General features: G+C 65.2%; 21 protein-coding genes. 13 read left to right on the forward strand and 8 right to left on the reverse strand.

Annotated elements, in window-relative coordinates; genetic code table 11:
* Positions 1 to 2: 2 nt before the first annotated feature.
* Genes cysQ through H4O11_RS15840 form a run of 3 tightly spaced genes read left to right on the forward strand, consistent with a single transcriptional unit; the run spans position 3 to position 1971 of the window.
* Positions 3 to 827 (forward strand): 3'(2'),5'-bisphosphate nucleotidase CysQ, encoded by an 825-nt coding sequence (cysQ, locus tag H4O11_RS15830; protein ID WP_182340554.1) that lies wholly within the window; start codon positions 3 to 5, stop codon positions 825 to 827.
* Complete coding sequence (gene mazG, locus H4O11_RS15835) at positions 827 to 1648, forward strand: nucleoside triphosphate pyrophosphohydrolase (RefSeq protein WP_182340556.1); 822 nt, start codon at positions 827 to 829, stop codon at positions 1646 to 1648. Before cysQ ends, mazG begins: the two co-directional genes overlap by 1 nt.
* The gene (locus tag H4O11_RS15840; protein WP_182340558.1) at positions 1645 to 1971 is read left to right on the forward strand and encodes a YnfA family protein; all 327 of its coding nucleotides are present in this window, start codon (positions 1645 to 1647) and stop codon (positions 1969 to 1971) included. Before mazG ends, H4O11_RS15840 begins: the two co-directional genes overlap by 4 nt.
* Before the next feature lie 93 nt (positions 1972 to 2064).
* Here the strand turns inward: H4O11_RS15840 and H4O11_RS15845 are convergent, their stop codons facing one another.
* Genes H4O11_RS15845 through H4O11_RS15865 form a run of 5 tightly spaced genes read right to left on the reverse strand, consistent with a single transcriptional unit; the run spans position 2065 to position 9043 of the window.
* A complete protein-coding gene (locus H4O11_RS15845) occupies positions 2065 to 3249 on the reverse strand; it encodes a GDSL-type esterase/lipase family protein (RefSeq protein ID WP_182340560.1) in 1185 nt (394 codons plus the stop codon).
* Between the two features lie 15 nt (positions 3250 to 3264).
* Positions 3265 to 4017: an SDR family NAD(P)-dependent oxidoreductase gene (locus tag H4O11_RS15850; protein WP_182340562.1), complete on the reverse strand. Its 753-nt coding sequence runs from the start codon at positions 4015 to 4017 to the stop codon at positions 3265 to 3267.
* A 48-nt stretch (positions 4018 to 4065) separates the two neighbouring features.
* Positions 4066 to 5376 (reverse strand): MFS transporter, encoded by a 1311-nt coding sequence (locus tag H4O11_RS15855; RefSeq protein ID WP_182340564.1) that lies wholly within the window; start codon positions 5374 to 5376, stop codon positions 4066 to 4068.
* A complete protein-coding gene (locus H4O11_RS15860; protein WP_182340566.1) occupies positions 5373 to 7613 on the reverse strand; it encodes an oligoalginate lyase in 2241 nt (746 codons plus the stop codon). Before H4O11_RS15860 ends, H4O11_RS15855 begins: the two co-directional genes overlap by 4 nt.
* On the reverse strand, positions 7610 to 9043 hold the full coding sequence (locus H4O11_RS15865) for a polysaccharide lyase 6 family protein (RefSeq protein ID WP_182340568.1): 1434 nt from the start codon (positions 9041 to 9043) through the stop codon (positions 7610 to 7612). The genes H4O11_RS15860 and H4O11_RS15865 overlap by 4 nt, the downstream gene beginning before the upstream one ends.
* A gap of 256 nt (positions 9044 to 9299) precedes the next feature.
* Between H4O11_RS15865 and H4O11_RS15870 the strand changes: the two genes are divergently transcribed.
* The 7 genes from H4O11_RS15870 to H4O11_RS15900 all read left to right on the forward strand — a co-directional run bounded on the left by H4O11_RS15870 (position 9300) and on the right by H4O11_RS15900 (position 17992).
* A complete protein-coding gene (locus tag H4O11_RS15870; protein ID WP_182340570.1) occupies positions 9300 to 12185 on the forward strand; it encodes a TonB-dependent receptor in 2886 nt (961 codons plus the stop codon).
* Positions 12186 to 12289: 104 nt separating this feature from the next.
* Complete coding sequence (locus H4O11_RS15875; protein ID WP_182340572.1) at positions 12290 to 13033, forward strand: FadR/GntR family transcriptional regulator; 744 nt, start codon at positions 12290 to 12292, stop codon at positions 13031 to 13033.
* Positions 13034 to 13234: 201 nt separating this feature from the next.
* Positions 13235 to 14194 carry an SPFH domain-containing protein gene (locus H4O11_RS15880; RefSeq protein WP_182340574.1) on the forward strand — a complete coding sequence of 320 codons (960 nt, stop codon included), beginning with the start codon at positions 13235 to 13237 and terminating at the stop codon, positions 14192 to 14194.
* Position 14195: 1 nt separating this feature from the next.
* Positions 14196 to 14630, forward strand: a complete 435-nt coding sequence (locus H4O11_RS15885; RefSeq protein WP_182340575.1) for an NfeD family protein — start codon at positions 14196 to 14198, stop codon at positions 14628 to 14630.
* 388 nt (positions 14631 to 15018) lie between these two features.
* Positions 15019 to 16131 (forward strand): glycine cleavage system aminomethyltransferase GcvT, encoded by a 1113-nt coding sequence (gene gcvT, locus H4O11_RS15890; protein WP_182340577.1) that lies wholly within the window; start codon positions 15019 to 15021, stop codon positions 16129 to 16131.
* A gap of 92 nt (positions 16132 to 16223) precedes the next feature.
* A complete protein-coding gene (gene gcvH, locus H4O11_RS15895; RefSeq protein ID WP_182340580.1) occupies positions 16224 to 16619 on the forward strand; it encodes a glycine cleavage system protein GcvH in 396 nt (131 codons plus the stop codon).
* Between the two features lie 809 nt (positions 16620 to 17428).
* Positions 17429 to 17992: a hypothetical protein gene (locus H4O11_RS15900; protein ID WP_246333547.1), complete on the forward strand. Its 564-nt coding sequence runs from the start codon at positions 17429 to 17431 to the stop codon at positions 17990 to 17992.
* Positions 17993 to 18144: 152 nt separating this feature from the next.
* On the opposite strand, the gene H4O11_RS15905 is transcribed toward H4O11_RS15900, so the two are convergent.
* Entirely contained in the window at positions 18145 to 19530 is a 1386-nt protein-coding gene (locus tag H4O11_RS15905) for a serine hydrolase domain-containing protein (protein WP_182340584.1), read from the reverse strand.
* Between the two features lie 242 nt (positions 19531 to 19772).
* Here H4O11_RS15905 and H4O11_RS15910 point away from each other — a divergent pair, with 242 nt between their 5' ends.
* Both H4O11_RS15910 and H4O11_RS15915 read left to right on the forward strand, forming a co-directional pair.
* Entirely contained in the window at positions 19773 to 21101 is a 1329-nt protein-coding gene (locus tag H4O11_RS15910; protein WP_182340586.1) for an MFS transporter, read from the forward strand.
* 48 nt (positions 21102 to 21149) lie between these two features.
* Positions 21150 to 21515, forward strand: a complete 366-nt coding sequence (locus H4O11_RS15915) for a DUF1304 domain-containing protein (RefSeq protein WP_182340588.1) — start codon at positions 21150 to 21152, stop codon at positions 21513 to 21515.
* 100 nt (positions 21516 to 21615) lie between these two features.
* Here the strand turns inward: H4O11_RS15915 and H4O11_RS15920 are convergent, their stop codons facing one another.
* The gene (locus tag H4O11_RS15920; protein WP_182340590.1) at positions 21616 to 24096 is read right to left on the reverse strand and encodes an acyl-CoA dehydrogenase; all 2481 of its coding nucleotides are present in this window, start codon (positions 24094 to 24096) and stop codon (positions 21616 to 21618) included.
* Positions 24093 to 25010 carry an alpha/beta fold hydrolase gene (locus H4O11_RS15925; protein ID WP_182340592.1) on the reverse strand — a complete coding sequence of 306 codons (918 nt, stop codon included), beginning with the start codon at positions 25008 to 25010 and terminating at the stop codon, positions 24093 to 24095. Before H4O11_RS15925 ends, H4O11_RS15920 begins: the two co-directional genes overlap by 4 nt.
* A gap of 140 nt (positions 25011 to 25150) precedes the next feature.
* On the opposite strand from H4O11_RS15925, the gene H4O11_RS15930 reads away from it, so the two are divergent.
* Positions 25151 to 25750 (forward strand): TetR/AcrR family transcriptional regulator, encoded by a 600-nt coding sequence (locus H4O11_RS15930; protein ID WP_182340594.1) that lies wholly within the window; start codon positions 25151 to 25153, stop codon positions 25748 to 25750.
* Positions 25751 to 25772 lie beyond the last annotated feature (22 nt).

Genomic DNA, 25772 nt, shown 5'->3' on the forward strand with positions numbered 1-25772 from the left:
GCATGACCCACGTGCGCATCACCAATGACCTGCGGGAAACCGTCATTGCCATCGCACAGGATGCAGCTGCGGCGATCATGCAGGTCTACGCTGCCGGTTTCGACGTCATCCTGAAGGACGACGACAGCCCCGTCACCGCCGCCGATCTTGCCGCGAACCAGTGCATCGTCGACGGTCTGTCGCGGCTCACTCCGGACCTGCCGATCCTGTCGGAAGAATCGCCCCTGGTGGACTGGGAGACGCGTCGTCACTGGGGAGCCTACTGGCTGGTCGACCCGCTCGACGGGACGCGTGAGTTCATCAAGCGAAATGGCGAGTTCAGCGTCAACATCGCACTGGTCTACCAGGGCGCTCCGACGTTCGGCGTGGTGCTGGCACCGGTGACCGGGCTGGCATGGCATGCCATGCGCGGCGAACAGGCCTATCGCCGCCAGGGCCTGCACGACACGGTGCTGCGCACCCGGGTGCCGGCGCAGGCGCCGTTGCGGGTGGCGGCCAGCCGTTCGCACCGCTCGCCCCGCACGCAGGCGCTGCTGCAGCGCATGGGCGATATCGAAACCGTGGCGCAGGGCTCGTCGTTGAAGTTCTGCCGCATTGCCGAGGGTGGCCTTGATGTCTATCCGCGGCTCGGCCCCACCAGCGAATGGGATACCGCGGCGGGGCAGTGCGTGCTGCATGCTGCAGGTGGGGTGGTACTCTCGGCCGCGACGGGCAAGCCCTTCCGCTACAACCGCCGCGAGAGCCTGCTCAACGGCGATTTCATCGCGCTTGGTGACGGCCGGCTGCCGTGGCGCACCTGGATGACCGATGCTGAAGAGGAACGTTGATGATCGAAATCGAGGCCGCTGACCAGTTGGGGCGCCTGTTGGCGATCATGGCCCGCCTGCGCGATCCACAGGCGGGTTGCCCGTGGGACCTGGAGCAGGATTTTTCCACCATCGCCCCCTATACCATCGAGGAGGCGTACGAGGTGGCCGATGCGATCGATCGCGGCGACCTGGACGACCTCTGCGACGAACTGGGCGACCTGCTGCTGCAGGTGGTGTTCCATGCGCGCATGGCCGAAGAGCAGGGTGCTTTTGCCTTCGCCGACGTGGCCCGCACGATCAGCGACAAGATGGTACGTCGGCATCCGCATATCTTCGCCGACGCGAGCGCGGACGATGCCGAAGAGGTATTGCGCAACTGGGAGGCGATCAAGCGCGAAGAACGCGCTGCCAAGGGGGAGGCCGATACCTCGGCGCTGGCTGGCATCTCACGGGGGCTGCCCGAATGGCAGCGTGCCATGAAACTGCAGTCGCGCGCTGCCAGGGTCGGCTTCGACTGGCCCGGTCCGTTGCCGGTGCTGGAAAAGGCGGCCGAAGAACTGCAGGAACTGCGCGAAGAATTCGAGCGCGGCGACATTGCCGGCAACCAGGAACGCCTGCAGGAAGAGCTGGGCGACCTGCTGTTCGTCTGTGCCAACCTGGCCCGCCATGGCGGCATCGACCTGGGCGCTGCACTGCGCGGTGCCAACCACAAGTTCGAGCGCCGTTTCCGCACGATGGAAGCACGCGCGGCCGATACCGGCATGGCATTGTCCGCACTCGACCTGCAGGCCCAGGAAGCGTTGTGGCAACAGGCCAAGGCCAGCGAAAAGAAGGGATGAAGACCTTCGCGCTGTTCATCGTCACGGCATTGGCCGAGATCATTGGTTGCTACCTGCCGTGGATGTGGTTGCGCAAGGGCGGCAGCGTGTGGCTGCTACTGCCGGCTGCCGCCAGCCTGGCCCTGTTTGCCTGGCTGTTGACCCTGCATCCGACCGCCAGCGGGCGCGTGTATGCCGCCTATGGCGGCGTCTACATCGGTACCGCATTGATGTGGCTGTGGCTGGTCGATGGCATCCGGCCCAGTCGTTGGGACCTGCTGGGTGTCACGCTGTGCCTGGTCGGCATGGCCGTGATCATGTTCGGTCCGCGCAGCGCAGGCTGATTCCTGGTAGGGCGGGTCCATGACCCGCTGTCTTTCGTCTCGGCACCGCGCAAATGGCAGCGGGTCATGGACCCGCTCTACCCGGTCCATCCGTCAGCGCGCCTTGCATCCCAGCATCTCCAGGTCGATCGCATCGGCCATCCGCGCGTATCCTTCGTCATTGGGATGCAGGTGGTCACGGGTGATGCCCCCGGGCAATGACTCGGGCCGCGCCGGATCACGCAGGGTCGCATCGAAATCCACCACCGCATCGAATCCGCTGTCCTTGCCGCGCGCCCAGGCATTGATGGCGGTGCGTGCCTGCGCCGAGACCGGCTCATAGCGTTCGGAGCCGCCAAAAGGAGTCAGCGTGCCGATGTAGGCGCGCGCGCCGTGCGCATGCAGGCGGGTGGCGAGCTGCCGGTAGCCAAGGATCATGTCATCGGCGTTGCGGCCGGGCAGCGGATCTGGCCCGCCGCCGTGGCGGATGTCGTTGATGCCTTCGAAGAGGATCACCTGGTCGGCATCGGCCACCGCGATGACATCCCGGTCCAGCCGCGCCAAGGCGCTGTGGCTGCGGCCGTGGTCGAGCAGCTTGTTGCCGCTGATACCCTGGTTGAGTACCACGAAGCGATCCGGACAGGCCTGCTGCAGCCGCACGCCAAGGCGCTCCGGCCACTGCTGGTGCATGCCGCGGCTGGCGGTTGCGCCTTCGGTGATCGAATCGCCCAGTGCCACGATCACCGAAGGGCGATCCTCGCGCTGCACCAGCACCGCCGAGATCACGTTCTGCCGATAGGACACCGCTACCTGGTCACCGACGCCGGGTTGGCGACCATCGACCACGCGCAGCGTGGTGCGCCGCACTGCCGGCCGTGTCGGCTGCGGGAAGAAGGCGGTGACGCTCACTTCCTCCATCGCCGCTGCCTGCAGCGGCAATGGATCGCTCAGCAACGCAGCGCCGACCGGGACCTCGATGACAGCGCGCCCCCCTACCAGTACCGGCATGGCGGTGCCGCCGCGACCTTGCACGCGCAGGGTCATGTCCTCCACCCGCAGCGTCGCAACACCCAGTTCGTTGCTGATGCGCAGGCGCACCGCATCGGCTCGGCTGCCCAGCCGCATGTCCTGGCGCACGGTCTGTGCGGCGAACTGCACGGGTGCCTGCGGTGTTCCATCCAGGCGGTCCGGGGCGGGAGAGGCTGTCCATGCGGTGACCCATATGGGTTCGGCGATGGCAGCCGGGGCCGCAAGCGCGGCCCCGATGGCGAAGGGTAGGGCAGTGAACCAGCGCAGCATGGCCGAGCCTCCAGGTCAGGAGAAGAAAGTGCCGCCGTTGACGTCTACGTTCGCGCCAGTCACGAAGGCCGCCGCGTCCGAGGCCAGGTACACCGCCACATCGGCCGCTTCTTCCGGACGACCCTGGCGGCGCAGCGGTGTACCGGCTGCCACGGCAGTGCGCACTTCCGGCTTGGTGAACTCATCATGGAAGCGGGTGGCGATCATGCCGCAGCACAAGGCATTGACGCGGATGCCCTTCGGGCCGAGTTCCTTGGCCATGGCGCGGGTGAAAGTCATCACGCCAGCCTTGGCGGTGGCGTAGATCGATGCACCGGGACCGCCGCCATCGCGTCCGGCCTGCGAGGCGAAGTTGACGATGGCGCTGCCTTCGCCCATGTGCGGCACGACTGCATGCGTGGTGAGGTAGGTGGAGGTCAGGTTGAGGTCGATGACCTTGTGGAAGAATGCCGGATCGATGCCGGCCAGCGGACGCCGTTCGACCATGCCGCCGGCCACGTTGACCAGCAGGTCGATGCGTTGTCCGAACGCGGCCTGCGCGGCGGCCACCAGTCCGGCCACGGCTGCAGGATCGGTGACATCGGCGCGGTGGACGATGGCCTGGCCACCAGCGGCTTCGATCATCGCCAGCGTCTCGCGCGCGCTGGCTTCGTCGTTGGCATAGTTGAAGCACACACGTGCGCCTGCGGCGGCGAGCTTGATCGAGATGGCGCGGCCGATATCGCGGCCGCCACCGGTGACGATGGCCACCTTGTCCTGGAATGACATGCGGAAAACTCCTTTGTTACGTGGGGAAACAAGCGAAAGAGATGCGGGTCAGGCGCCTGGCGACGGCTCGTCGAGGCGGCGCACGGTGCCGGTCAGCCACCACAGCGCCACCAGCGAAAGAGGGACCAGCGCGGCGACCAGGATGAACATCGGCGCATAGGATTGACGGGTCAGCACCGGAACCAGCCAGGTAGTGATCAGCGTGCCGGCCACCGCGGCCAGCCCACCCAGCCCGGCCAGCGTGCCCACCGAGCGACCACCGAACAGGTCGCCCGGCAAGGTCTGGATGTTGCCGATGGCCACCTGGAAACCGAACAGCACCGCGGCGATGGTCAGTACCGCGAGCAGCGGATCGTTGGCCAGCACCGCACCCAGCAGCGCCGGTGCCATCACGATGCAACCCAACGTGATGGACCATTTGCGCGCGCGGTCCACGCTGTGGCCGGCACGGATCAGGCGTCCGGACAGCCAGCCACCTGCAAGGCTGCCGAGCATGGCGCCGACGAAGGGCACCCAGGCGAACAGGCCGATCTGCTTGATGTCGAAGCCGAAGGTTTCCGCCAGGTAGATCGGCAGCCAGGACACGAACAACCACCAGATGGGGTCGAGCAGGAAACGGCAGGCGAGCATGCCCCAGCTCTGCCGGTGGGAAAGCAGTTCGCGTACGCCGCGCGGCGCGGCGGTGGTCGCATCGGCACCTTGCTGGTCCTGCAGGATCAGGCGGCGCTCGGCATCGCTCACCCACGGATGCTTGTCCGGCCCGGCGCGGTATACGAACAGCCACGGCAGCAGCCACAGGAAGCCCAGCGCGCCCACCAGTACGAAGGTGCCGCGCCAGCCCAGCCACAGGTACAGCGCGGCGATCGCCGGTGCCGACACGATGGCGCCGATGGAGGCGCCGGCATTGAACACGCCCTGCGCCAATGCCCGTTCGCGCGCCGGGAACCATTCCGCGTTGGCCTTCACCGCGCCAGGCCAGGCACCGGCCTCGCTCAGCCCCAGCATCGCGCGCACCAGGCTGAAAGACAGGATGGAATGGGTAACGGCGTGCAGGGCGATGGAAATCGACCACACGCTGATCGACAAGGCGAAGCCCATGCGCGTGCCGATCAGGTCGAACACGCGGCCGAACAGGAACTGCCCGGCGGCGTAGAACAGCATGAAGACCGTCACCAGCAACGCATAATCATCCTTGGTCGCGCCGACTTCACGGGCGATTTCCGGCCACATCACCGCCAATGCGTTGCGGTCGATGTAGTTGATGACCGTGGCCACCGCGATCAGGCCGACGATCAGCCAGCGCACGGCTGAACGCACCGGGACCTTGCGCAGGCCCTGCAGCGGGGAGGTTGCGTTCATCGCGCCGCTTCCTTGCCGGCGGTCCGGTCCATGCGTGCGTGGCTGCCGTGCCAGCGGTAGGCATGGCCATCCACGGTGACCGTGTGCTCGCCCTCGCTCGTGCTGTCGTCGGCCACGCCCAATGCAATGCGGGCGCCGCTGGCCAGGCGCAGTTCCAGCAGTTCTGCGTCGGTGCCGCGCACCCGCACCAGGTCGCGGATCTGGCTGTCGGCGCCGTGCACGTATTCGGCGGTGCCGTTGTACTCGCCATGCGGCTCCAGCACGCTGAAGAAACTCACCGCGCGCTGGCCTTCCACGCGCTGCACCAGGGCCGGCTCGCGGCGCAGGTTGAACTCGGGGTCGTTGGCGCCGCTCTCCACCAGCAACGCCTGCGCAGGCGCGCTGCTGCCGAAACGGTAGCTGTAGAAGCGGCCATCGAGCAGCCAGGCCAACGTACGCGCCTCGCTGCTGGCAGGGCTGCGCGCATCCAGCCACAGGTGCTGGTAGCCGTTGTCCTTGCCCAGCACCGGGCGCTGGTCGACGAAACGTTCGGCCTGGAAGCCGGTGCTGACGATATGTCCATTGAAGTGCAGTGGCAGGTCATAGCGCGCCGGCTTCGCGCCCTGCACCTGCAGCAGGTCCAGCACCACCGGCAGGCCCAGGTCGGGATGCCGCAGCAGCGCCTGGGTACGGGTGAACGTTACGCCGGGGTACGCATCGCGCATCGTCGCGGAGGCCACCTGGGTGTCCTCGTCAGCCTGGAAGAAACGTACCGTCGGTGCGTGTTCCTCGCCGCGTTTCCAATCACCGTTGAAGTGGCTGCGTTCGTCCACCACGAGGGTGTTGTGGGCAACGGTCTGCTTGGCCCAACTGCGGTTCTCGGCCAGGTAGATGCCACCGCGCTTGGCTTCCACGTTGAGGAAGCGCGCCGAACCGTAGTCGGTCACCACCGGCTGGCCGTTGTCGTAGAACAGCCAGTTGAGCTTGTCGAAGTGGCCGTGGCCCATGCCCTGCATGGTGTCCTTCTGCACCAGCGCCTGGCCGCCTTCGCCGCCCATGCGCAGGATCGCCAGGCCACCACGATCGCCGTCGGGGCCATCGCGCAGCAGCATCGGTCGATAGTCGAACGGCTTCGCCTTGCCATCCGCCAGCGCCTGTGCAACCTGCAGTCCTTCCGGCGTCAGCAGCAGGCGGCCCTGTTGTTCGGCGACCGACAGCAGGTGGCCATCACCGGTACGCGCGTAGGCGATGCCGATGCCGGCCACCAGTTCTTCAGTGTCCACGCCTTTGTCCAGGATGGCATCGTTGATCGGGAAGAACAGCCCGCCATAGCTGCTCTGCACCAGCACGTCCACCGCCTTCAGCAGCACGCCGTCGCGGCGCTCGAAGATCTTCCGTCGTGGCTCGTTGCGCTCGATGGCGTTGGCGAACAGCAGGAAGGGCGCCAGCGCATAACGCTGGTAGTAGGGACCTTCCTCGTAGTATCCGTCGGGTGAGAACAGCAGGTCGATCTGGCGCAGGAAGCCGAACGTATCGTCCTTGCGGCTGCCACGCAGTGACTTCTCCACCAGTTCCTGGTCGCGCAGCACATAGCCGGTCATGCCGGTGGCCGCGACTGCCCAGGTCGAATGGTTGTGGATCTGGTCGAAGTTCTTCGGCTCGCTGGCGAGGAATTCGGCCATCGGCCGGAACACGTTGTCATCGATGGTCTGCCGGTCCTTGGCCGGCAGTGCATCGCGGATGGCATCGTAGCCTTGCACCGCATTGACCAGCCACACCGAATCGTTGAGCACCTGCCAGAACACGCGCCCCGGGATCTGCCCACGGCCTTCCGGATGCGGCCCCAGCGTGGGGTACAGCCTGGCGTACTCCAGCAGCATCCGCCGCGCGTAGTCCACGTACTCAGTGTCGCCTGTCAGCCTGTACAGCGTACCGGCCGCCAGCAGTGCCTGGTAATTGCGCTTGTGCTGTTCGTGCGTGCGGCCGCCGCCCTTGTCCTTGGGGAATGGGACGTCGATGCCGGCGCGCATCATCTTCCGCAGCTGTGCCTCGGTGCGTGCCTGTTCCTTGGCGAACCATGGATAGCGTTCGCCCTGGCTGGCCATCTGCTGCCATTGCGCCGGGGTCACCAGCACCGGTGCGGCCGAACTTTCCGACGTTGCGGTTGTCGCTGCCTGGGCAGGCGGCGACGGCATCGTGGCCAGCACCCCCCCGGCGCAGGCAAGGACAAGGGCGAAGGACAGGCACGTCTGTTTCATCGATCAGCTCCGTTGGCGGGCAGACGGTGGCCGACAGTGGCCGCTTCCGTCCATTCCCCTTGTTTTGGATACCAGGACACCCCGGTATCGTCGCGCGGTATCACGGCCAGGCTGGGGGCTGCGCCGATATCGCCAAGCGCGGGCGAGGGTATCCACAGCCCGGTGGGGGATTGCGCCAGCGCTACCTGTGCACCGTCGACGCCACCGGGCAGCGCGGTGGAGGCCTGTGGCGATTGCAGGTTGCCGCTGAATGCCACGCCAGCCAGGTTGCCGTTGACCGTCACCGGGTCCTTGCCGTTGCGGTTGACCACGAGGTTGCCGCTGAAGCGGCTGCTGCTGGGCGGCACCACGACGCCGCTCTGCTCGTTGTAGCCGACCCCGAAACTCAACTTTGCGATATCGACGAACGTGTTGCGTTCCAGGTCCGCGTCCACCACCGGGGAGTAACCGGAAAGCGCGGCGTCGGCCTGCCCATGCATCACCGCCAGGGCGGCCCGGTTGCTGCTGCCGGCCAGTCCCTGGAAATAGTTGTTGCTCACCAGCTGCCGGGCGTTGATGACCCGCACCCCACCGGTGCCTGCCTTGCCATCGCCGATGAACACGTTGTCGATCACCCGGTTGCCATTGCCGTGGCGCAGGGTCAGGGCGCCGGCCGAACGGTAGAACACGTTTCCACGATACGTATTGCCGCCGGATTTGTTGGAGACGATTTCGGTTTCGCCGTCGCAGCCCTCGAACCAGTTGAACTCGACGGTGCTGTTGGAGTCGCTCAGCGACGCATCGCTGGCGCCGACGCGCAGCGTTTCCCCGCCATTGACGCCCAGTTCCGGCCGCGGGCCGAACCAGTTGTGGTCGATGCGGTGCTGGTTGTCCAGGCCCTGCGTGGCGTCGCGCACCACCACCACGGTCGGGCCGGCGTTGGTCTTGCCGCGCAGCTGGCTGTGGTCGAGCCGGTTGAACGCGCCATACAGCATCACCCACTGGTCCTGGTCGCCGCTGTCCGGATTGCTGTAGTCGTCGATCACCAATCCGGTGACGCGGCTGTGCCGGGCGACCGCCTTGCTGGATTCGCGGAAGGCCACTACCGCATCGCCCGGCGTGAATCCTTCACGGAACACCAGATCGGCAACGTGCAGGTATTCGCCGGCCAGCCGCAGGTCGGACTGGCCGCTCAGGATCACCTGGCCCGGGGTCTGTGCGCGCAGGGTGACCGGGGCGGCAGCCGTGCCGTTAGCCTTGAACAGCAGGCGGACATCGGTCCAGGTGCCATTGGCCAGCACCACTTCGTCGCCGGGTTGCAGGGCGGCGGCAGCAATGGCGAACTCGCCTGCATCGTGGACCAGATGACTGGCCGCGTGGCAGCTGGCGGCCAGCGGCAATGTGGCTGCCAGGATCAGGCTTGCCGACAAGCGGCGTGATGGGAACTGCATGGTCTTCCCCTCCGATGCGGACGCGTCCAATGATGGACCGGGTCAAGTGTAAACCGATGTGCCAGTCCAGTTGATGGGTATTTGTAGGGCATGGGTGGCGCAAAGTCATGCTGCAGAAGCACATGATTTGCTTGCAAACTGGCCTAGATCAAAGGTAAGGCGAAATAATCAGTCCAATTGGTTGACATTTGTATGCCTGCGTGTCGAAGCTTTGCCCAGGCCCGTGATGCGGGTCATCCTTTGGGAGGAGGAAACCATGCCGCGTATTGCCAGTGTCTTACCTGCAGCACCGATCCATCGAACCCCCTTGGCCATGGCGCTGTTGACCGCGCTCTGTGCGCTGGCTGGCCCCGCGCTGGCCCAGCAGGCCGAACCGGACCCTGCCACCACGCTCGACCAGGTGCAGGTCACCGGCATCCGCGAGTCGATGCAGAGTTCGATCAACAAAAAGCGCGATGACACCGTCATTTCCGACGTGCTGTCGGCTGAGGATATCGGCGACCTGCCAGCCCCTTCGCTGGCCGACGCCATCGAAACGCTGACCGGCGCCGCGTCGACGCGGGACAAGAGTGGCGCGTCGGAAATCTCGATCCGCGGCCTCGGTGCGTTCCTCAGCAGCACCAATTTCAATGGCCGTGAGATCACCAACGGCAGCGGCGATCGCTCGGTGAACTTCAACATGTTCCCGGCCGAGCTGGTCAACACCGTGGCCATCTACAAGACCCAGCGTGCCGACATCATCGAGGGTGGCGTGGCCGGTACGATCGGCCTGGAGACGGTCAAGCCGCTGGAGTATGGCAAGCGTGCGGCGCAGATCGACCTGCGTGGCAGCTGGGCCGAGTACGACAAGAAGTTCAGCGATGACGATGGCATCGGGTACCGCGGTACGGCCAGCTACATCGACCAGTTCGAGTTCAGCAATGGCGGCCAGCTCGGTATCTCGCTGGGCTTCCAGCGCCTGGATGGTTCAGATCCGGAAGAAAGCATCACCAGCGGGTCTACCTGGTATGCCTGCGATGGCACGGTGAACGTTGCCAACGCAAATTGTGCCGAGCCCGGTGCAGAAGCCATTGCCGCCGGTGCGCCGTATTACCTGGTGCCCAGCAGTCGCATCTATCGCCTGAAGCAGGAACGCAATGACCGCCAGAGCGAGTTCGCTGCAGTGCAGTGGCGGCCGAACGACGTGGTCGAGGTGAATGTCGATTTCGAGCATACCGACCGCAACTGGAACGAGAACCGTAGCGACCTGAGCCTGTCCAACGCGCGCCGTGGCATCACTGACCGCGTCGTGGATGAAAATGGCATCGTCCGCCAGCTTTCCGGCAGCACCTCCATCGATTCCACGTCCAACCGATACTGGCGCAACGAGGAATACACCGGAGGCGGCCTGAACCTGATCGTGCGCCCGAGCCCGGCGTGGGAGCTATCCACCGACCTGTCGTACTCGCATACCCGGCGCGTGGACAACGAACGCATGACCCGCCTGCGTGCCAACCAGCGCGATACGGCCGACGCGGTGGTGCCGGGCATCAGCAGCGGCACCACCGGCTATGTCGATTACGACTGGGCGTGGGACGGTGAGGTGCCCAGCGTGGCGCTGGACCCTGCATTCGACGTCAACAACTGGGATGCCTATACCGGTGCCGCACGGGTGAGCTCCAGCGCCACCGAGAACGACCATGAGATCCGCGCCGGTCGTTTCGATGCCAGCTTCCTGCCGGAAAGCGGATTCTTCACCCGCATCAAGGGGGGATTGCGTGCCAGCCAGGCCGACTACCGCCTGCGCGACAATACCCTGGTCACTGATTACGACCAGCGCGTGGCAGGGGACAAGGCCAGCATCATCGCGGCCAACCAGGCGTGCCGGTCGCCGTTCCCTCAGAAGGACTTCATGGATGCCACCAGTGGCAACACGATTTCCGAATGGGCGTACTTCGACCCGACGTGCCTGTACCAGTCCTTCCGCGGCACCTCCGATAGCGGCCTGGATCCGGATTTCCAGGATCCCAACAACGTGGACATCACCGAGAAGACCCGCGCGCTGTACCTGCTGGGTGAGTTCAGCAGCGAATGGTTTGGCCTGCCGGTCACCGGCAATGTCGGCGTGCGCTGGGTGAAGACCGACGTGCGTTCGGAAGGCGTGCGCACCGACCTGGCCATCGTCGACAACGGCGACGGCAGCATCCGCCTGCAGCCGACCGGTGATTTCACCACCCAGGTATTCAAGGCCGGCAATGACAAGCTGCTGCCCAGCTTCAACGCCAGCTTCGAGTTGCGTCCGGACCTGCTGCTGCGCGTGGGTGCCTACCGTGGCATGTCGCGTCCGGATATCGCTGCGCTGGGTGCCGGACGCACCATCCGGGTAAACAGTGATTCCACCTATACCGACCTGGCCGACGCGCTGGATGACATCAGCGCCAGCGGCAATCCGGCTGCGCAGCCGCTGATGTCCTGGAATGGTGACCTGTCGCTGGAGTGGTACCCGAACGCCGATACCTTGCTGGCCGGCGCCGTGTACTGGAAACAGTTCAATGGCGGCACGGCCACCGCGCTGGTGGACGAAACCTACACCATCAACGGGCAGACGGTGAACGTGCCGGTACGCCAGCAGGTTACTACCGATGAGGACAGCACGCTGACCGGCCTGGAACTGAGCGCGACCCATCGCTTCTCATACCTGCCCAAGCCCTTCGACGGCATGGGTTTCAAACTGAGCTACAACTATGCCGATACCGATTACCAGACCCAGGATCCACGCCTGGGCGAGCAGCTGGACAGTGACGGCACCGTGCTGCCGGCGATCGTGCCGACCGCTGGGCTGAGTGGCTTCTCGCGGCATGTACTGTCCGGCTCGCTGTATTGGGACATCGGCCGCTTCAACATCCAGGCGATCGGCAAGTTCCGCTCGCATTATTACCAGGACTTCACCGGCAATGCCGCCCAGCAGAACCGGTACTACGATGACAACACCAGCGTGGACCTGCGGGCCCGTTACCGCGTCAACAAGCACCTGTCGCTGTCGCTGGAGCTGATGAACCTCACCAACGAGCCGCGTGTGGCGTACCAACCGCTGTATGGCAACTTCCGCGAGGTGGTGAGCTACGGGCGACGTGCGTATTTCGGTGTACGATACAAGTTCTGAACGAGACGGCGCGGCCTCCAGGGCCGCGCCGTTGCTCCAACCGGACCAGCCCCGCGCGCGGTGGCCCGGGACGGTGCCGGAGGGAACCACCAAGGGTCAGCCTCATGTCCGCCAACCGCCTGTACCAGACCATTGCCACGAAGCTTCGCAAGCTGATCGAGGACGGCGAATTCCCGCCGGGCTCGCGGCTTCCCGGCGAACGTGAACTGGCCGAACGATTCGGTGTCAGCCGGGTAACCGTGCGCGAGGCGGAAATCGCCCTGGAAGCGCAGGGATGGATCGCGATCCGGATCGGATCGGGAGTGTACGTGAAGCCGCGCCCCCTGGACGGGCAGGGTGGTTTCCCTGACGTAAGTGCCTTCGACCTGACCGCTGCGCGCGCAGTGTTCGAGGCCGAGGCGGCGGCATTGGCGGCGGGCAACCTGGGCGACGAGGATATCGCCGAGCTACGCGTGCTGGCCGACGCGTTGTGCCGGCGCGACCTGACCGACGCAGAGGCCGGCGACTTCGATCGCCGCTTCCACCTGACCATCGCGCGGCTGTCGGGCAATCCGGTGGTTGAGTATTTCGTGCAGCAGATCTGGCGCATGCGCAGCGACCTGCCGCGGGTGAGCGAGGTCTATGCGCGGGTCTGCCACGATGATGGCGCGAGCCGGGCGGACGAGCACATGGCGATCTTCGAGGCATTGGCCGCGCGTGATCCTGTTGCAGCGCGCAATGCGATGCGCCATCACTTCCAGCGCCTGTTCGAGGCGATGCTGGAGGCGACCGAAAATGAAGCGCTGGCGGAGATCCGCCGGCGTACCGCGCAGGACCGTGAACGCTTCATGGCCACCACCCGCATCTGAGCGGCTGCCACCGGAGCAGTAGCGCCGAGCCATGCTCGGCGGCTTCTTGCCCACGGTCTTGCCCACCGGCCCGCAACCGCCCGCCGGCCATGGCCCGGGCCGCCGGATTGCTTCCCGTTGCCCCTGCCGCTGCCACGTCCCGGTGTACGAAGCGCCCGGCGCGGTATGCTGCAGATCGGTTTTCATGGAAGAGGAAGCGCGATGTTCCCGACGATGTTCTTTACCGTGGTGCTGGCCTTCGTGGCCGTGGTCATCCTGTTCAAGGCGGTGCGCATGGTGCCGCAGGGTTATGAATGGACGGTGGAGCGCTTTGGCCGCTATACCCACACCATGTCGCCCGGCCTGCATTTCCTGATCCCCATCGTGTACGGGGTAGGCCGCAAGGTGAACATGATGGAGCAGGTGCTGGACGTGCCCAGCCAGGAAGTCATCACCAAGGACAATGCGGCCGTGCGGGTGGACGGCGTGGTGTTCTTCCAGGTACTCGATGCGGCCAAGGCCGCTTATGAGGTGGCCAACCTGGAGGTGGCGATGATCGCCCTGGTGCAGACCAACATCCGTACCGTCATCGGCTCGATGGACCTGGACGAATCGCTCAGCCAGCGCGAGGTCATCAACGCCCAATTGCTCAGCGTGGTCGACCAGGCCACCAACCCTTGGGGGTTGAAGGTCAACCGGATCGAAATCCGCGACATCCAGCCGCCACGCGACCTGCTCGACGCGATGGCGCGGCAGATGAAGGCCGAACGTGAGAAGCGTGCACAGATCCTGGAGGCCGAAGGCGCGCGGCAATCGGAAATCCTGCGTGCCGATGGCGAAAAGCAGGCCACCGTGCTGGAGGCCGAAGGCCGCAAGGAAGCCGCATTCCGCGACGCGGAGGCGCGTGAACGACTGGCCGAAGCCGAAGCCAAGGCGACGCAGATGGTATCGGTGGCGATCGCCGAGGGCGACGTACAGGCGATCAACTACTTCATCGCACAGAAGTATGTGGAGGCTTTCAAGGAACTGGCCACCTCGCCCAACCAGAAACTGGTGCTGATGCCGATGGAGGCCAGCGGGGTGATCGGTTCGATCGCGGGCGTGGCCGAACTGGCCAAGCATGCCTTCGCCAAGCAGGAAGAGAAGTCCGGGCGCGCGGTGCCGCCGCGCATTGGAGGCTGACATGCGCTGGGAAGTGGTCGGTTGGGGCGCGTTGGCGCTGCTGCTGTTCGCTGCCGAAGCACTTGCGCCCGGCGCCTTCATGCTGTGGATCGGCATCGGGGCGGCAGCGGTGTTCCTGATCGTCGTGTTGTTGCCGGGCATTCCCTTGCTGTGGCAGGTGGTGGCGTTCGTCCTGTTGAGCGTGGTGGCGATCCAGTGTTACCGACGCTGGGGCCGCACCCGCGCGCGGGCAAGCGACGCGCCGCTGCTGAACCGCCGGGCAGAACAACTGGTGGGTCGGGTGGCGGTGCTGCAGCAGGGCATCGTGGCAGGGCAGGGTCGGGTCAGCATTGATGATGCGTCGTGGCAGGTGACCGGCCCGGACCTGGCTGCCGGCACCCGGGTGCGGGTGGTGGCGGTGGCCGGTGGCGTGCTGCAGGTGGAAGCGAACGGGTGAGACCCCTCGCGGTGGGGGCGGTGAAGATGCATCTGGCTATGGCCCGGCTCCTTATCGCCCGCCGCATGATGAAAAAGAGAATGGCGGTAGCGCCGAGCCATGCTCGGCGGATTCCTTTGATATCTCCTGACACCTTCCGCCGACCCAGGGTCGGCGCTACCGAAGGTTCCATGGCTCCCATGGACCTGTCGAAGGTGGGGCGGGGTGGGTTGCCGGGGGCGTTATGCAGCTTCTGCGTCCCCCGCCGGCCCATCCCGCCCCACCCAACAGCAGCCCTGCAGCTTTTGCTGTTGCCGTCGCTTTTGCTTCTGCCTGCGGCGGTGCAGCGCAGTGCTGCCGATCAATCTGGGATAATGGCCGCTTCGTTTCCCTGTTGCCGGACCCGGTCATGACCCAGAAGACGCTGCTCAACGATTCCCACCGCGCACTCGGCGCCAAGATGGTCGACTTCGGAGGCTGGGACATGCCCATCCATTACGGGTCACAGCTGGATGAGCACCACCTGGTGCGCCGCGAAGCCGGCGTGTTCGACGTCAGCCACATGACCGTGGTCGATCTGCGCGGCGAACAGGTCAAGCCGTTCCTGCGCCACCTGCTGGCCAATTCGGTGGACAAGCTGAAAGTCCCGGGCAAGGCGCTGTACTCCTGCATGCTCAACGAGCGCGGTGGCGTCATCGACGACCTGATCGTCTACTACCTCGGCGAGGACTTCTTCCGCATGGTGGTCAATGCTTCCACCCGCGAGAAGGACCTGGCCTGGCTGCGAACCCAGGCAAAGCCATTCGACGTCGACGTCGAACAGCGGCCGGACCTGGCAATCCTCGCCGTGCAGGGGCCGCAGGCGCGCGACGCGGTGATCGGCCTGGTCGACCCGGCGGGCCGCGACGTGCTGGGCAAGCTGGCCCGCTTCGCGGCAGCGCAGGTTCGATCCGGTGACGGCGTCGAGCTGTTCGTCGCGCGCACCGGCTACACCGGCGAGGATGGCTTTGAGATCCTGCTGCCGCAGGATGCCGTCGTCGCTTTCTGGAACCAGCTTCTGCAGGCGGGCGTGAAGCCGGCTGGCCTGGGCGCGCGCGATACGCTGCGTCTGGAGGCCGGCATGAACCTGTATGGCCAGGACATGGACGAGGACATCACCCCCTACGAAGCCGCGCTGGCCTGGACCGTGTCGTTGGATGAAGGCCGCGGTTTCATCGGCCGCGACGTGCTGGAGGCGCAGAAGGCCGCCGGTGACGCGCGGCAGATGATCGGCCTGGTCATGGATGAGAAGGGCGTGCTGCGCCACGGACAGGCGGTTACCACGGCCAGCGGCCAGGGCGAAATCCTGTCCGGTACGTTCTCTCCGACGCTGGCCAAGGGTATCGCCTTCGCCCGCGTACCGGCTGGCGAGATCGGACAGGTGCACGTGGACATCCGCGGCCGACAGGTGCCGGTGCGCGTGGTCAAGTTCCCCTTCGTGCGCGAAGGCCAGGCCCAGCCAGGCGTCCTCGTCGACGCCTGATCGACGAATATCGGCCTGGGCCTGCCAGCAGGCCCGGCCGGTTGGTTACACTACCCGCGTTTTTTCCACACCTGTATTCCTGGAGCAGTGTCATGAGCGAGATCCCCGGCGACCTCAAGTTCCTCAAGTCCCACGAGTGGGCGCGCGTCGAAGGCGACGGCCGCGTCACTGTTGGTATTTCCGACCACGCCCAGGGCCTGCTGGGCGACCTGGTGTATGTCGAGCTGCCCGAAGTCGGCGCTGATGCGAAGGCGGGCGAAGCCATCGCGGTCGTCGAATCGGTCAAGGCGGCATCGGATGTCTACAGTCCGGTCAGTGGCAAGGTCATTGCCGTGAACGAAGCGCTGACCGACAAGCCGGAAACCATCAACGAAGACGCCTATGGCGACGGCTGGCTCTATGTCGTCGAGTCGGCCAGCGCCGATGAGCTGGACGAGCTGCTGGACCCGGATGCGTACGCCGAACTGCTGGAAGACGACGACCACTGATTGCCAGCGTCATGTCGTTCCCGAGGACCGCCCCAGGGCGGTCCTTTTTTGTGCGCCATGTACCAAGGATACGCTCATGACCATTGCGGTAGTCGACAACGCGATTTGCTCATGAGCCCACGCACCGGCCGGGTCGTTACGCGCACCATCGGCCTGGACATCGCCTGAGGTGTCGCGAAAAGTTTTGCGCAAAACCGCGTTTGCACCCTGCGGAACGGCCTTCCCCGTGTGAAAAAAAAACACCGTGTTTTCGAAGCGTTCCAACAGGCGTCGCGCGCGGCGTGGGCTTGGCGCCTTCGCGGAGGCAGTGCGCGCGCGCGTTTTGGTCGCGATGTAAAAGTGGCTTGTTTAAAGCACTTTCCTGCATGGGTGACATGGCGTCGCGATGATTTCGGTCCCTGCAATGTGCATGCAATGGACGCCGCGGCATGTGCTGTACCCCATCCCCGAGGTCGCTCAATGGCAGCCTTGGCGTGAAAATTTTTGACGGGGGTTGTTGACAGCCAAAAAAAGCGTGATTAGGTTTCGCCCAGCAGACCTTTACTGCCAAACCGAGTGCATCAGATCAATCGTCAGGCGCAAAGCACAACCCGGACATCCACTACACGTCGACAGACAGTGGAGTCGGCACAGCTTCCCCCGACGAAATGCACCCTCCGTTCTGCCACGATGCCAGCCTCGCCGATCGAAGCGTGCATCGTTGCATCCGTCACGGCGCGGACAACACGCCGGCGGCCCCCGCCAGCAGTTCCAGCGGGTTCGATTTACCTGGGCGTATCAACTCTCCATCACTGACGAGGAGCCATCCCATGGCAACTGCGAAGAAGAAGCCCGCCGCCAAGAAGGCGACGAAGAAGGTAGCCAAGAAAGCTGCTGCGAAGAAGGTAGTGAAGAAGGTAGCCAAGAAGGCGACCGCCAAGAAGGCAGTGAAGAAGGCTGCCAAGAAGACCACCGCCCGCAAGGTCGCCAAGAAGGCGACGGCGAAGAAGGCAGTGAAGAAGACGGCGAAGAAGGCCGCCAAGAAGACCACCGCCAAGAAGGCTGCGAAGAAGACCACTGCCCGCAAGGCAGCCAAGAAGGTCGCACGCAAGCCCGCGAAGAAGACGGTAAAGAAGGCGGCCAAGAAGACGGCGAAGAAGGCCACCAAGAAGGTAGCCAAGAAAGTAGCCAAGAAGGCGACCAGGAAGGTAGCCAAGAAGGCCACCGCGAAGAAGGCGACTGCCAGGAAGGCGGTGAAGAAGACCGCGAAGAAGGCCGCCAAGAAGGCCACTGCGAAGAAGCCGGCTGCAAAGAAGGCCGCTCGCAAGCCGGCAGTACGTCGTAAGAAGGCCGCTCCGGTGGCCCTCCCGGCCACCCCGGCACCGCTGATCTAAGCAATCCCGATAGCCGTATCCTGAAGCCCCTTCTCCGACTGCCCAGCGGAGAGGGGGTTTTTTTATGCACGAAAAAGGGGACGGAGGGGATTAAGTCGCTTCCCGCACGAACGGGTCATTTGCGACTTAATCCCCTCCGTCCCCCTTTTTGATCAGCGTGGGGAGGCTACCGCACGGTTGGCGGACGCGCCTTTGCGCTTGTCCTTGGCTGGTGCGTTCTCGGTCATCAGGTTGTCGCTGCCGAAATCGGTGTCGATGTCCAGCCAGCGCTGGGTGGGCAGGCCGATCGCCGCGTCCAGCACCGTGGGCAGCAGGCCGCTGGGCAGGCTGCTCTCGCCATTCCACAGGATGGCGATGCCAAGGTCGCGTTCGGGTACCAGCGCGACCAGGCCGCGGTAGCCCTGCACGGCGCCAGCATGGAACACCACCTCGTGGCCGGCATAGTCGAAATTGCGCCAGCCCAGCGCATAGCCGGCCGAGTGCAGGCGCTCGCGGCGCCAGCCCGAACGCATTTCGCCCGGTGTACTGACAAGGGTCGAATGCAACGTCGCCAGCAGCGGAGCGGGGAGTACGTCGGGACGATGCCCGGTATGTGCCAGCAGCCATTGCGCCATGTCGCTGGCACTGGCATTGACACCGGCGGCGGGTGCCAGACGGTAGTAAGTCGGCTTTGGCGTCAGCGACACCCAGCCGTTGCGGCTGCGCACGTGCGGACGCGCCCAGCGCGAACTGGCCTGGATGCCAGCCAGGCCCAGGCTGGCATCGTCCATGCCCAGCGGCTTGAACAGCCGACGTTCGACCGACTGTTCGTAGAAGCTGCCCGAGGCGGCATAGACCACGTCGCCGATCAGGCTGAAGGCCACGTTCTGGTAGGCATAGCATTCGCCCGGCAGGCATTTCAGCGAAGTCGAGGCCAGCTTGTGGGTCAGCGTGTAGTAATCAGCATTTGCTTCGACGTCACGGTCATACGCGTTGTAGGGCAGGCCGACGCGGTGGCTGAGCAGGTCCGCCACCGTCAGGCGTTCGGTGGCTTCGGGGGTGGTGAGCTGGAAACCGGGCACATACTCGGTGACCTTGCTGTCCCAGCGCAGGGTGCCATCGTTGACCAGCAGGCCGGCCATGGTGCCGGCAAATGCCTTGGACAGCGACGCCAACCGGAACACGGTGTGCGAATCGACCGGCAGCGGATTGTTGACGTCGGTGACGCCGTAGCCGCGTGCGCTGAGGACGCGGCCGCCCTGCACGATGGCAACGGCCATGCCCGGGACACGCTCGCCATAGGTGAGCTGCTGGGCTATTGCCTCGATCTGGCTCACATCGAAGCCCGCAGCGGGTGCCTTCGCGTTGACGGGCAGGCTGGTGCGATAGGCCGCGGGTTGGGTATGCGCCGGCGTGACCACCGCCGATTCGATGTTCGCGGGCATCGGCGGCAATGCCGGCGTTGTCTGCGCGGTGGTGGACATGGCCACGGGCATCAGCATGCCCAGCATTCCGGTGGCCGCCGTACGGAATGGACGACGCCTGCTGTTTCTGTTCATCGATCTGGACCCGAGCGCGACTGCTGCGTCCGATTCTATCGCCGCTTTTCATCGTTGCACAAACAAAGCGAAGATGAATGCGCATCTTGTTGAAAAAGATGGTGTTTTGCCAGCGTCAAAGAGGTGCCGGGTGATCCGCGCCGCTGGCGATGTTGCAGTGCATTGGATAACGTACGCGCTTTCCCGCCTCCGGAGCTGCCCATGCCTTCCTCCTGCCGCCTTCCGCGCGCGCCGGGTGACGCGTGAGCGCGGCGAACCCGGGTGGGTCGATACGTCGGCTCGCCCTTGCCCTGCACGAGTCTCCAGCATTGTGGTGGTCGTTCCTGTACTTCTTCTGCCTGCTCAGCGGCTACTACGTCCTGCGGCCGGTACGCGAAGCGATGGCCTCCTCGTCCGACCTGCAGGAAGTGTTTCCGCAGGCCCTGATCGCCTGGTTCGCCGGGCACGGCGTGGCCCTGCAGGACTTCGTGCTGCAGTTCCTGTTCACCTGCGTCTTCCTGATCATGCTGCTGCTGCAGCCGTTGTACGGCTGGCTGGTCAGCCGGTATCCGCGGCGGGTATTCATGCCGGTGGTGTACGGCTTCTTCATCGTCACCCTGCTCGGCTTCCATGTGATGTTCGACAGCAACGTGCCGGGGCGCGGCATGGCCTTCTTCTTCTGGATTGCCGTGTTCAACCTGTTCGCGGTCGCGGTGTTCTGGAGCTTCATGGCCGATGTGTTCTCCAACGCGCAGGCGCGTGCCTACTACGGATACATCGGCGCGGCGGGCACCGTCGGCGCTTTCCTGGGGCCACTCATTACCGGCGCGCTGGTGCAGCGCGTGGGCATTGCCAACCTGATGCTGGTGTCGGCGGGCTTCCTGAGCATCTGCCTGCTGTGCATCTGGCGGCTGCGGCACTGGGCGGTGGCGCGTGAGCGCGAGCAGCAACTGGTCTCCGGTGAACAACCGATGGGCGGCAGCGTGCTGGACGGGCTGAAGCTGATCATGCGCGAGCCGTTGCTGCGCTGGCTGGCGGTGCTGGTGCTGTTCGGCGTCGGGGTGGGGACACTGCTGTACAACGAACAGGCTTCCATCGTCCGCTTGGCCTACCCTGATCAGGATGCCCGCACGGCGTTCTATTCGCACATCGACCTGGCGGTGAACGCGCTGACGCTGGTGGTGCAGCTGGCGCTGACGCGCTGGTTGCTGTCGCGCCACGGCATCGCCCCGGCACTGCTGGTTCCGGCGTTCGCCATCATCCTTGGCTTCTCGGTGCTGGCTGCCTCGCCGCTGCCGATGCTGGTGGCGATGGTGCAGGTGGTGACCCGGGCCAGCGAGTTTTCGCTGTTCAAGCCTGCACGCGAGACGATCTACACCCGTGTGGACCGCCAGTGGCGCTACAAGGCCGGCGCAGCCATCGATACGGTGGTCTACCGCGGGGCGGACCTGGGCTTCGCCTGGGTGCACAAGGCGCTGTCGCTGATGGGGTCGCACCTGGTGTTTGCTGGTGGCATCGTCGTGGCTGCGATGATGACCGTGGCCGCGTTCGGCGTACTACGCGAAGAAAAGAAACTGCCGCGTGATCGGTAGCCGCATGGGGCTGGTAGTAAGCTCGGTGCAACTTCGGAAGGATTGCCCATGATCTGGATCGCGTTATCGTTGACGTTGCTGGTCGCCTTGCTGCACGTCTACTTCCTGGTGCTGGAAATGTTCCTGTGGACGCGTCCGCTTGGCTTGCGGACGTTCCGCAATACCCCGGAGAAGGCCGAGGCAACCCGCGTGCTGGCGGCCAACCAGGGCCTGTACAACGGGTTTCTGGCGGCAGGAATCCTCTACGGACTCCTGGGGCACCACGTGGAGATAGCGATCTTCTCCCTGGCCTGCGTGGTGGTCGCAGGGTGCTATGGAGCCTGGAGCGTGAACAAGCGCATCTTCTTCATCCAGGCAGTGCCGGCGTTGCTGGCGCTGGCGGCGATCTGGCGGGCGGGCGGCAGCCTGTACTGAGCGCTGTCGCCGGGCACGGCCCGGCGCTACCGGCCCTGCGAACCAACGAAGAACGGCGGGCCGAAGCCCGCCGTTCCCATTCCTGCCCTGGCAGCGGTATTCAGGCCGCCTGCTGCGAGCCGGGTTGCTTCTGCTGCTGATCGCGATAGCCGGCCGAGCGCAGTTCTTCGGTGTCGAAGTCGTCCACGGTGATGGCTTCCAGGGTGATCGTACGCAGCTCTTCCAGCAGCGTGCGCTCGTCCTGGGTCAGTACGCCTTCGGCCACGGCTTCGTCCAGCTGCTTGTTGTAGTCCAGCGCTTCGATGCCCTTGCTCTTCAGCGCCTTCAGGAACTTGCGCTCCACCGGTTCGGCCATGATCGCCTTTGCCAGGTAGCTGTTGATGCGGCCACCGGGATTGTTCTCGCAGGGGGTCAGGAACACGCCGTCAGCCAGGCGGTCGCGGGCCTCGTTGGGCGACATCAGCAGCGCGGCGACGCGGCGGCTCAGGCGGTCGCCCGGCGCCTCGGCGCGGCGGCCCAGCGGGAAGATCAGCAGCCACATCAGCCAGCCGATCGGGCGGATCGGGAAGTTGCGCAGTGCCGCCGACAGCGATTCCTCGATCTTGTGCACGCTGTCATGGAATGCCCATGCCAGCAGTGGCTGGTCTGCCTGCGGTGCGCCTTCGTCGTGGTAGCGCTTGAGCATGGCGCTGGTCATGTACACATGGCTCAGCACGTCGCCCAGGCGGCCCGACAGTGATTCCTTGAACTTCAGCTTGCCGCCAAGGGTCATCATCGAGATGTCGGCCATCAGCGCAAGGTTGGCCGAGTAGCGGTCCAGCTTGCGGAAATAGCGGCGGGTATAGGCATCGCCCGGGGCAGCGCCGAAGCGTGCACCGGTCAGGCCGAACCAGAATGAACGCACCGCGTTGGAGATGCCGTAACGGATGTGCCCGAACAGGCTGCGGTCGAACTCCTGCAGCCCGGCCTTGCGGTCCGGATCCTGCGCGGCCTTCATTTCCTTCATTACCCACGGATGGCACAGGATCGCGCCCTGGCCGAAGATCAGCAGGCTGCGGGTCATGATGTTGGCGCCTTCCACGGTGATCGCGATGGGCGCGGCCTGCCAGCTGCGGCCGGCGAAGTTGCGTGGGCCGAGGATGATGCCCTTGCCGCCGATCACGTCCATCATGTCCGAGATCACTTCGCGGCTCATGCTGGTGCAGTGGTACTTGGCGATCGCAGAGGGCACCGACGGCACGTCGCCGCGGTCCACCGCCGCTGCCGTGGCCTGCGACAGCGCGCTGATCTTGTAAGCCTTGCCGCCGATGCGCGCCAGCGCTTCTTCGACGCCTTCGAAGCGGCCAACCGACAGGCCGAACTGCTTGCGGATGCGCGCATAGGCGCCGGTGACCGCAGCGCCGGCCTTGGCACCACCACTGGCGGTGGAGGGCAGGGTGATCGAACGGCCGACCGCGAGGCATTCGTTGAGCATGTTCCAGCCCTTGCCGGCCATCGCGGCACCGCCGATCAGCTGGGTCAGCGGGATGAACACGTCCTTGCCCTTGATCGGGCCGTTCTGGAACGGCGAGTTCAGCGGGAAGTGGCGGCGGCCGATCTCGACGCCGGCAGTATCGCGCGGCAGCAGGCCCAGGGTGATGCCGATGTCGCGGGTCTCGCCGATCAAACCATCCGGGTCATACATGCGGAAGGCCATGCCGATCAGCGTGGCGACTGGCGCCAGGGTGATGTAGCGCTTGTCGAAGGTCAGCCTGACGCCGAGCACCTGCTCGCCGTTCCACTCGCCATGGCAGACGATGCCGTAGTCCGGAATGGAGGTGGCATCGGAGCCGGCGAAGGGACCGGTCAGGCCGAAGCAGGGCACTTCGGTGCCGTCGGCCAGGCGCGGCAGGTACTGGTCCTTCTGTTCCTGGGTGCCGTAATGGTTGAGCAGCTCACCCGGGCCCAGGGAGTTGGGCACGCCGACGGTGGAACTCACCACCGATGACACCGAGGCCAGCTTCTGGATCACCTTGTGGTGGGCCAGCGCGCTGAAGCCCAGGCCGCCGTATTCCTTCGGGATGATCATGCCGAAGAAGCGGTTCTTCTTGATGAAGGCCCACAGCTCCGGCGGCAGGTCGGCGTGGACGTGGGTGATTTCCCAGTCGTTGACCATCCTGCACAGCTCTTCCACCGGGCCATCCATGAACGCCTGCTCTTCGGCGCTCAACTGCGGCTTGGGGTAGTTGAGCAGGATGTTCCAGTCCGGGTCACCGGTGAACAGTTCGCCTTCGAAACCGACCGAGCCGGTTTCCAGCGCGATGCGTTCGGTCTGCGACAGGGGCGGCAGGACCTTGCGGAATACCTTCATCATCGGGGCCGTCAGCAGCGGCTTGCGGATGAAGGGAAGCAGCAGCGGCACGGCGATGACGGCGAGGATGGCAGCGGCCACGATCGTGGCGGTCTGGTTGATGTAGGGCACGAACCAGCACACCGCCAGCAGCGCGAGGGTGATGAGTGTCCACGTGATCAGCCGCATGCGGTGGTAGGCCGCGAACGCACCTGCAAGCAGCAGGGCGAGGAAGGGAAGAACGATGCTCATGAGCGTGCTCCGGTGACGTGCTCGGGTTCGGCGGACGATGCTGCGGGCGGGGCCGGGGGCAACACGTCCAGATAGTGCAACACAGTAGCGGTAAAGGCGTCGTTGTCATCGCCGGCGACCATGTGCGTGGCCTGCGGCAGCTGCACATGCTGCGCATGCGGTGCCAGGGCCAGGAAATCGGCGATGGTCCTGGGCGTGACCAGGTCGCTGCGCCCGCCACTGACCAGCAGCAGCGGGCACTTCACGCGGCGCGCAGCGTCTGCCAGCGCGTCCTGGTGCTGCTCGCTGTCGCGTGCGAGTTCGGCGACCAGGCGTGGATCCCAGTGCCAGCGCCAGCGGCCATGGTCGTCTTCGCGAAGCAGTGCGCGCAGGGATGTTTCGGACTTGCGCGGGCGGTGTGGCAGGTAGGCGGCGATGACATCGGCCGCTTCGGCCAGCGATGTGAATCCCTGCGGATGGGCGGTCATGAAGGCGAGGATGCGTTCGACGCCGGCGGTATCCCAGCGTGGGGTGATGTCGACCAGCACCATGGCGGAAAACAGGCCCGGCCAGCGCGATTCAGCCAGCAGTCCGAACAGTCCTCCCATGGAGGCGGCAACCAGCACGGGCGCGCGCGCCTGCTCGCCTGCCAGCACGATCAGGTCGTCGGCGAACTGGTCGCCATGGTAGGGCAACCCGTCGGCGTTCCAGTCCGAATCTCCGTGGCCGCGCGCATCGTAAGCAAGAGTCTGGAAGCCGTGCGAGGCAAGGGTCCGGGCGGTGGCGGTCCATGCGTGCCGGGTCTGCCCGAAGCCGTGTGCAAACAGCACCGGTCCGCGCCGTCCGCGGGTGTCGGCTGAAGCGGACAGGACCATGCCATGCGCTGCGTCCAGGCGCAGGTTCGGCAACGTAGTGGGAGCAGGGGGTGTGACCATACTTATTAGTATGGAGCCCTGGCAGGGGATGTCAATACTGCATCGTATGGTGCGATGCAGCGCCTCGCTCCCGGCGGTAACCGTCACTTAATATGCCAAGGCGTACTGCAACGAACTGCGCCGTATGGTTAAATCAGGCAATGAGCGAATCCGAAACTCCCGCCAGCGAACCGCGCGCTGGCCGAAACAGCCGCCTGAGTGCTGAAGACTGGGCACAGGCGGCCCTCGATCTGATTGCTGAACAAGGTGTCGGCTCGGTAGCGGTTGAACCGCTGGCGCGTCGTCTTGGGGTGACCAAGGGCAGCTTCTATTGGCACTTCCCATCGCGCGACGCCTTGCTGCAGGCCGCGCTGGAACGTTGGGAGCTGTTCGAGCAGGAACAGGTCTTCGGTAGCCTGGAAGAGGTGCCCGACCCACGCGTGCGCCTGCGCCAGCTGTTCCAGGTGGTGGCGCATGAAGTACAGCCGCACATCATCTACAGCGAGCTGTTGAAGGCGTTGGACCACCCGATGGTGCGTCCGGTGATTGACCGCGTATCGCAGCGGCGCATGGATTACCTGATTGCCTCGTTCCGCCAGGCGGGGCTGAGTTCCACCGATGCGCGCCATCGCGCACGGCTGGCCTATGCGGCCTACGTGGGCTTCCTGCAACTGTCGTTGCAGCTGCAGCAGCCCAAGCAGGCGCGTGAGGAATTCGAGGCGTATGTGGAGCATGTGATCGACACATTGATCCCGGGGTGACCCGATAGAGCGGAACCACATA

Source organism: Stenotrophomonas tumulicola (assembly GCF_014117215.1).
GTDB classification, from domain to species: Bacteria; Pseudomonadota; Gammaproteobacteria; order Xanthomonadales; family Xanthomonadaceae; genus Stenotrophomonas; species Stenotrophomonas tumulicola.

Coding starts and splice junctions, on each gene's coding strand:
- cysQ (WP_182340554.1), top strand. CDS start 3: ATGACCCACGTGCGCATCACCAATGACCTGCGGGAAACCGTCATTGCC.
- mazG (WP_182340556.1), top strand. CDS start 827: ATGATCGAAATCGAGGCCGCTGACCAGTTGGGGCGCCTGTTGGCGATC.
- H4O11_RS15840 (WP_182340558.1), top strand. CDS start 1,645: ATGAAGACCTTCGCGCTGTTCATCGTCACGGCATTGGCCGAGATCATT.
- H4O11_RS15845 (WP_182340560.1), bottom strand. CDS start 3,249: ATGCTGCGCTGGTTCACTGCCCTACCCTTCGCCATCGGGGCCGCGCTT.
- H4O11_RS15850 (WP_182340562.1), bottom strand. CDS start 4,017: ATGTCATTCCAGGACAAGGTGGCCATCGTCACCGGTGGCGGCCGCGAT.
- H4O11_RS15855 (WP_182340564.1), bottom strand. CDS start 5,376: ATGAACGCAACCTCCCCGCTGCAGGGCCTGCGCAAGGTCCCGGTGCGT.
- H4O11_RS15860 (WP_182340566.1), bottom strand. CDS start 7,613: ATGAAACAGACGTGCCTGTCCTTCGCCCTTGTCCTTGCCTGCGCCGGG.
- H4O11_RS15865 (WP_182340568.1), bottom strand. CDS start 9,043: ATGCAGTTCCCATCACGCCGCTTGTCGGCAAGCCTGATCCTGGCAGCC.
- H4O11_RS15870 (WP_182340570.1), top strand. CDS start 9,300: ATGCCGCGTATTGCCAGTGTCTTACCTGCAGCACCGATCCATCGAACC.
- H4O11_RS15875 (WP_182340572.1), top strand. CDS start 12,290: ATGTCCGCCAACCGCCTGTACCAGACCATTGCCACGAAGCTTCGCAAG.
- H4O11_RS15880 (WP_182340574.1), top strand. CDS start 13,235: ATGTTCCCGACGATGTTCTTTACCGTGGTGCTGGCCTTCGTGGCCGTG.
- H4O11_RS15885 (WP_182340575.1), top strand. CDS start 14,196: ATGCGCTGGGAAGTGGTCGGTTGGGGCGCGTTGGCGCTGCTGCTGTTC.
- gcvT (WP_182340577.1), top strand. CDS start 15,019: ATGACCCAGAAGACGCTGCTCAACGATTCCCACCGCGCACTCGGCGCC.
- gcvH (WP_182340580.1), top strand. CDS start 16,224: ATGAGCGAGATCCCCGGCGACCTCAAGTTCCTCAAGTCCCACGAGTGG.
- H4O11_RS15900 (WP_246333547.1), top strand. CDS start 17,429: ATGGCAACTGCGAAGAAGAAGCCCGCCGCCAAGAAGGCGACGAAGAAG.
- H4O11_RS15905 (WP_182340584.1), bottom strand. CDS start 19,530: ATGAACAGAAACAGCAGGCGTCGTCCATTCCGTACGGCGGCCACCGGA.
- H4O11_RS15915 (WP_182340588.1), top strand. CDS start 21,150: ATGATCTGGATCGCGTTATCGTTGACGTTGCTGGTCGCCTTGCTGCAC.
- H4O11_RS15920 (WP_182340590.1), bottom strand. CDS start 24,096: ATGAGCATCGTTCTTCCCTTCCTCGCCCTGCTGCTTGCAGGTGCGTTC.
- H4O11_RS15925 (WP_182340592.1), bottom strand. CDS start 25,010: ATGGTCACACCCCCTGCTCCCACTACGTTGCCGAACCTGCGCCTGGAC.
- H4O11_RS15930 (WP_182340594.1), top strand. CDS start 25,151: ATGAGCGAATCCGAAACTCCCGCCAGCGAACCGCGCGCTGGCCGAAAC.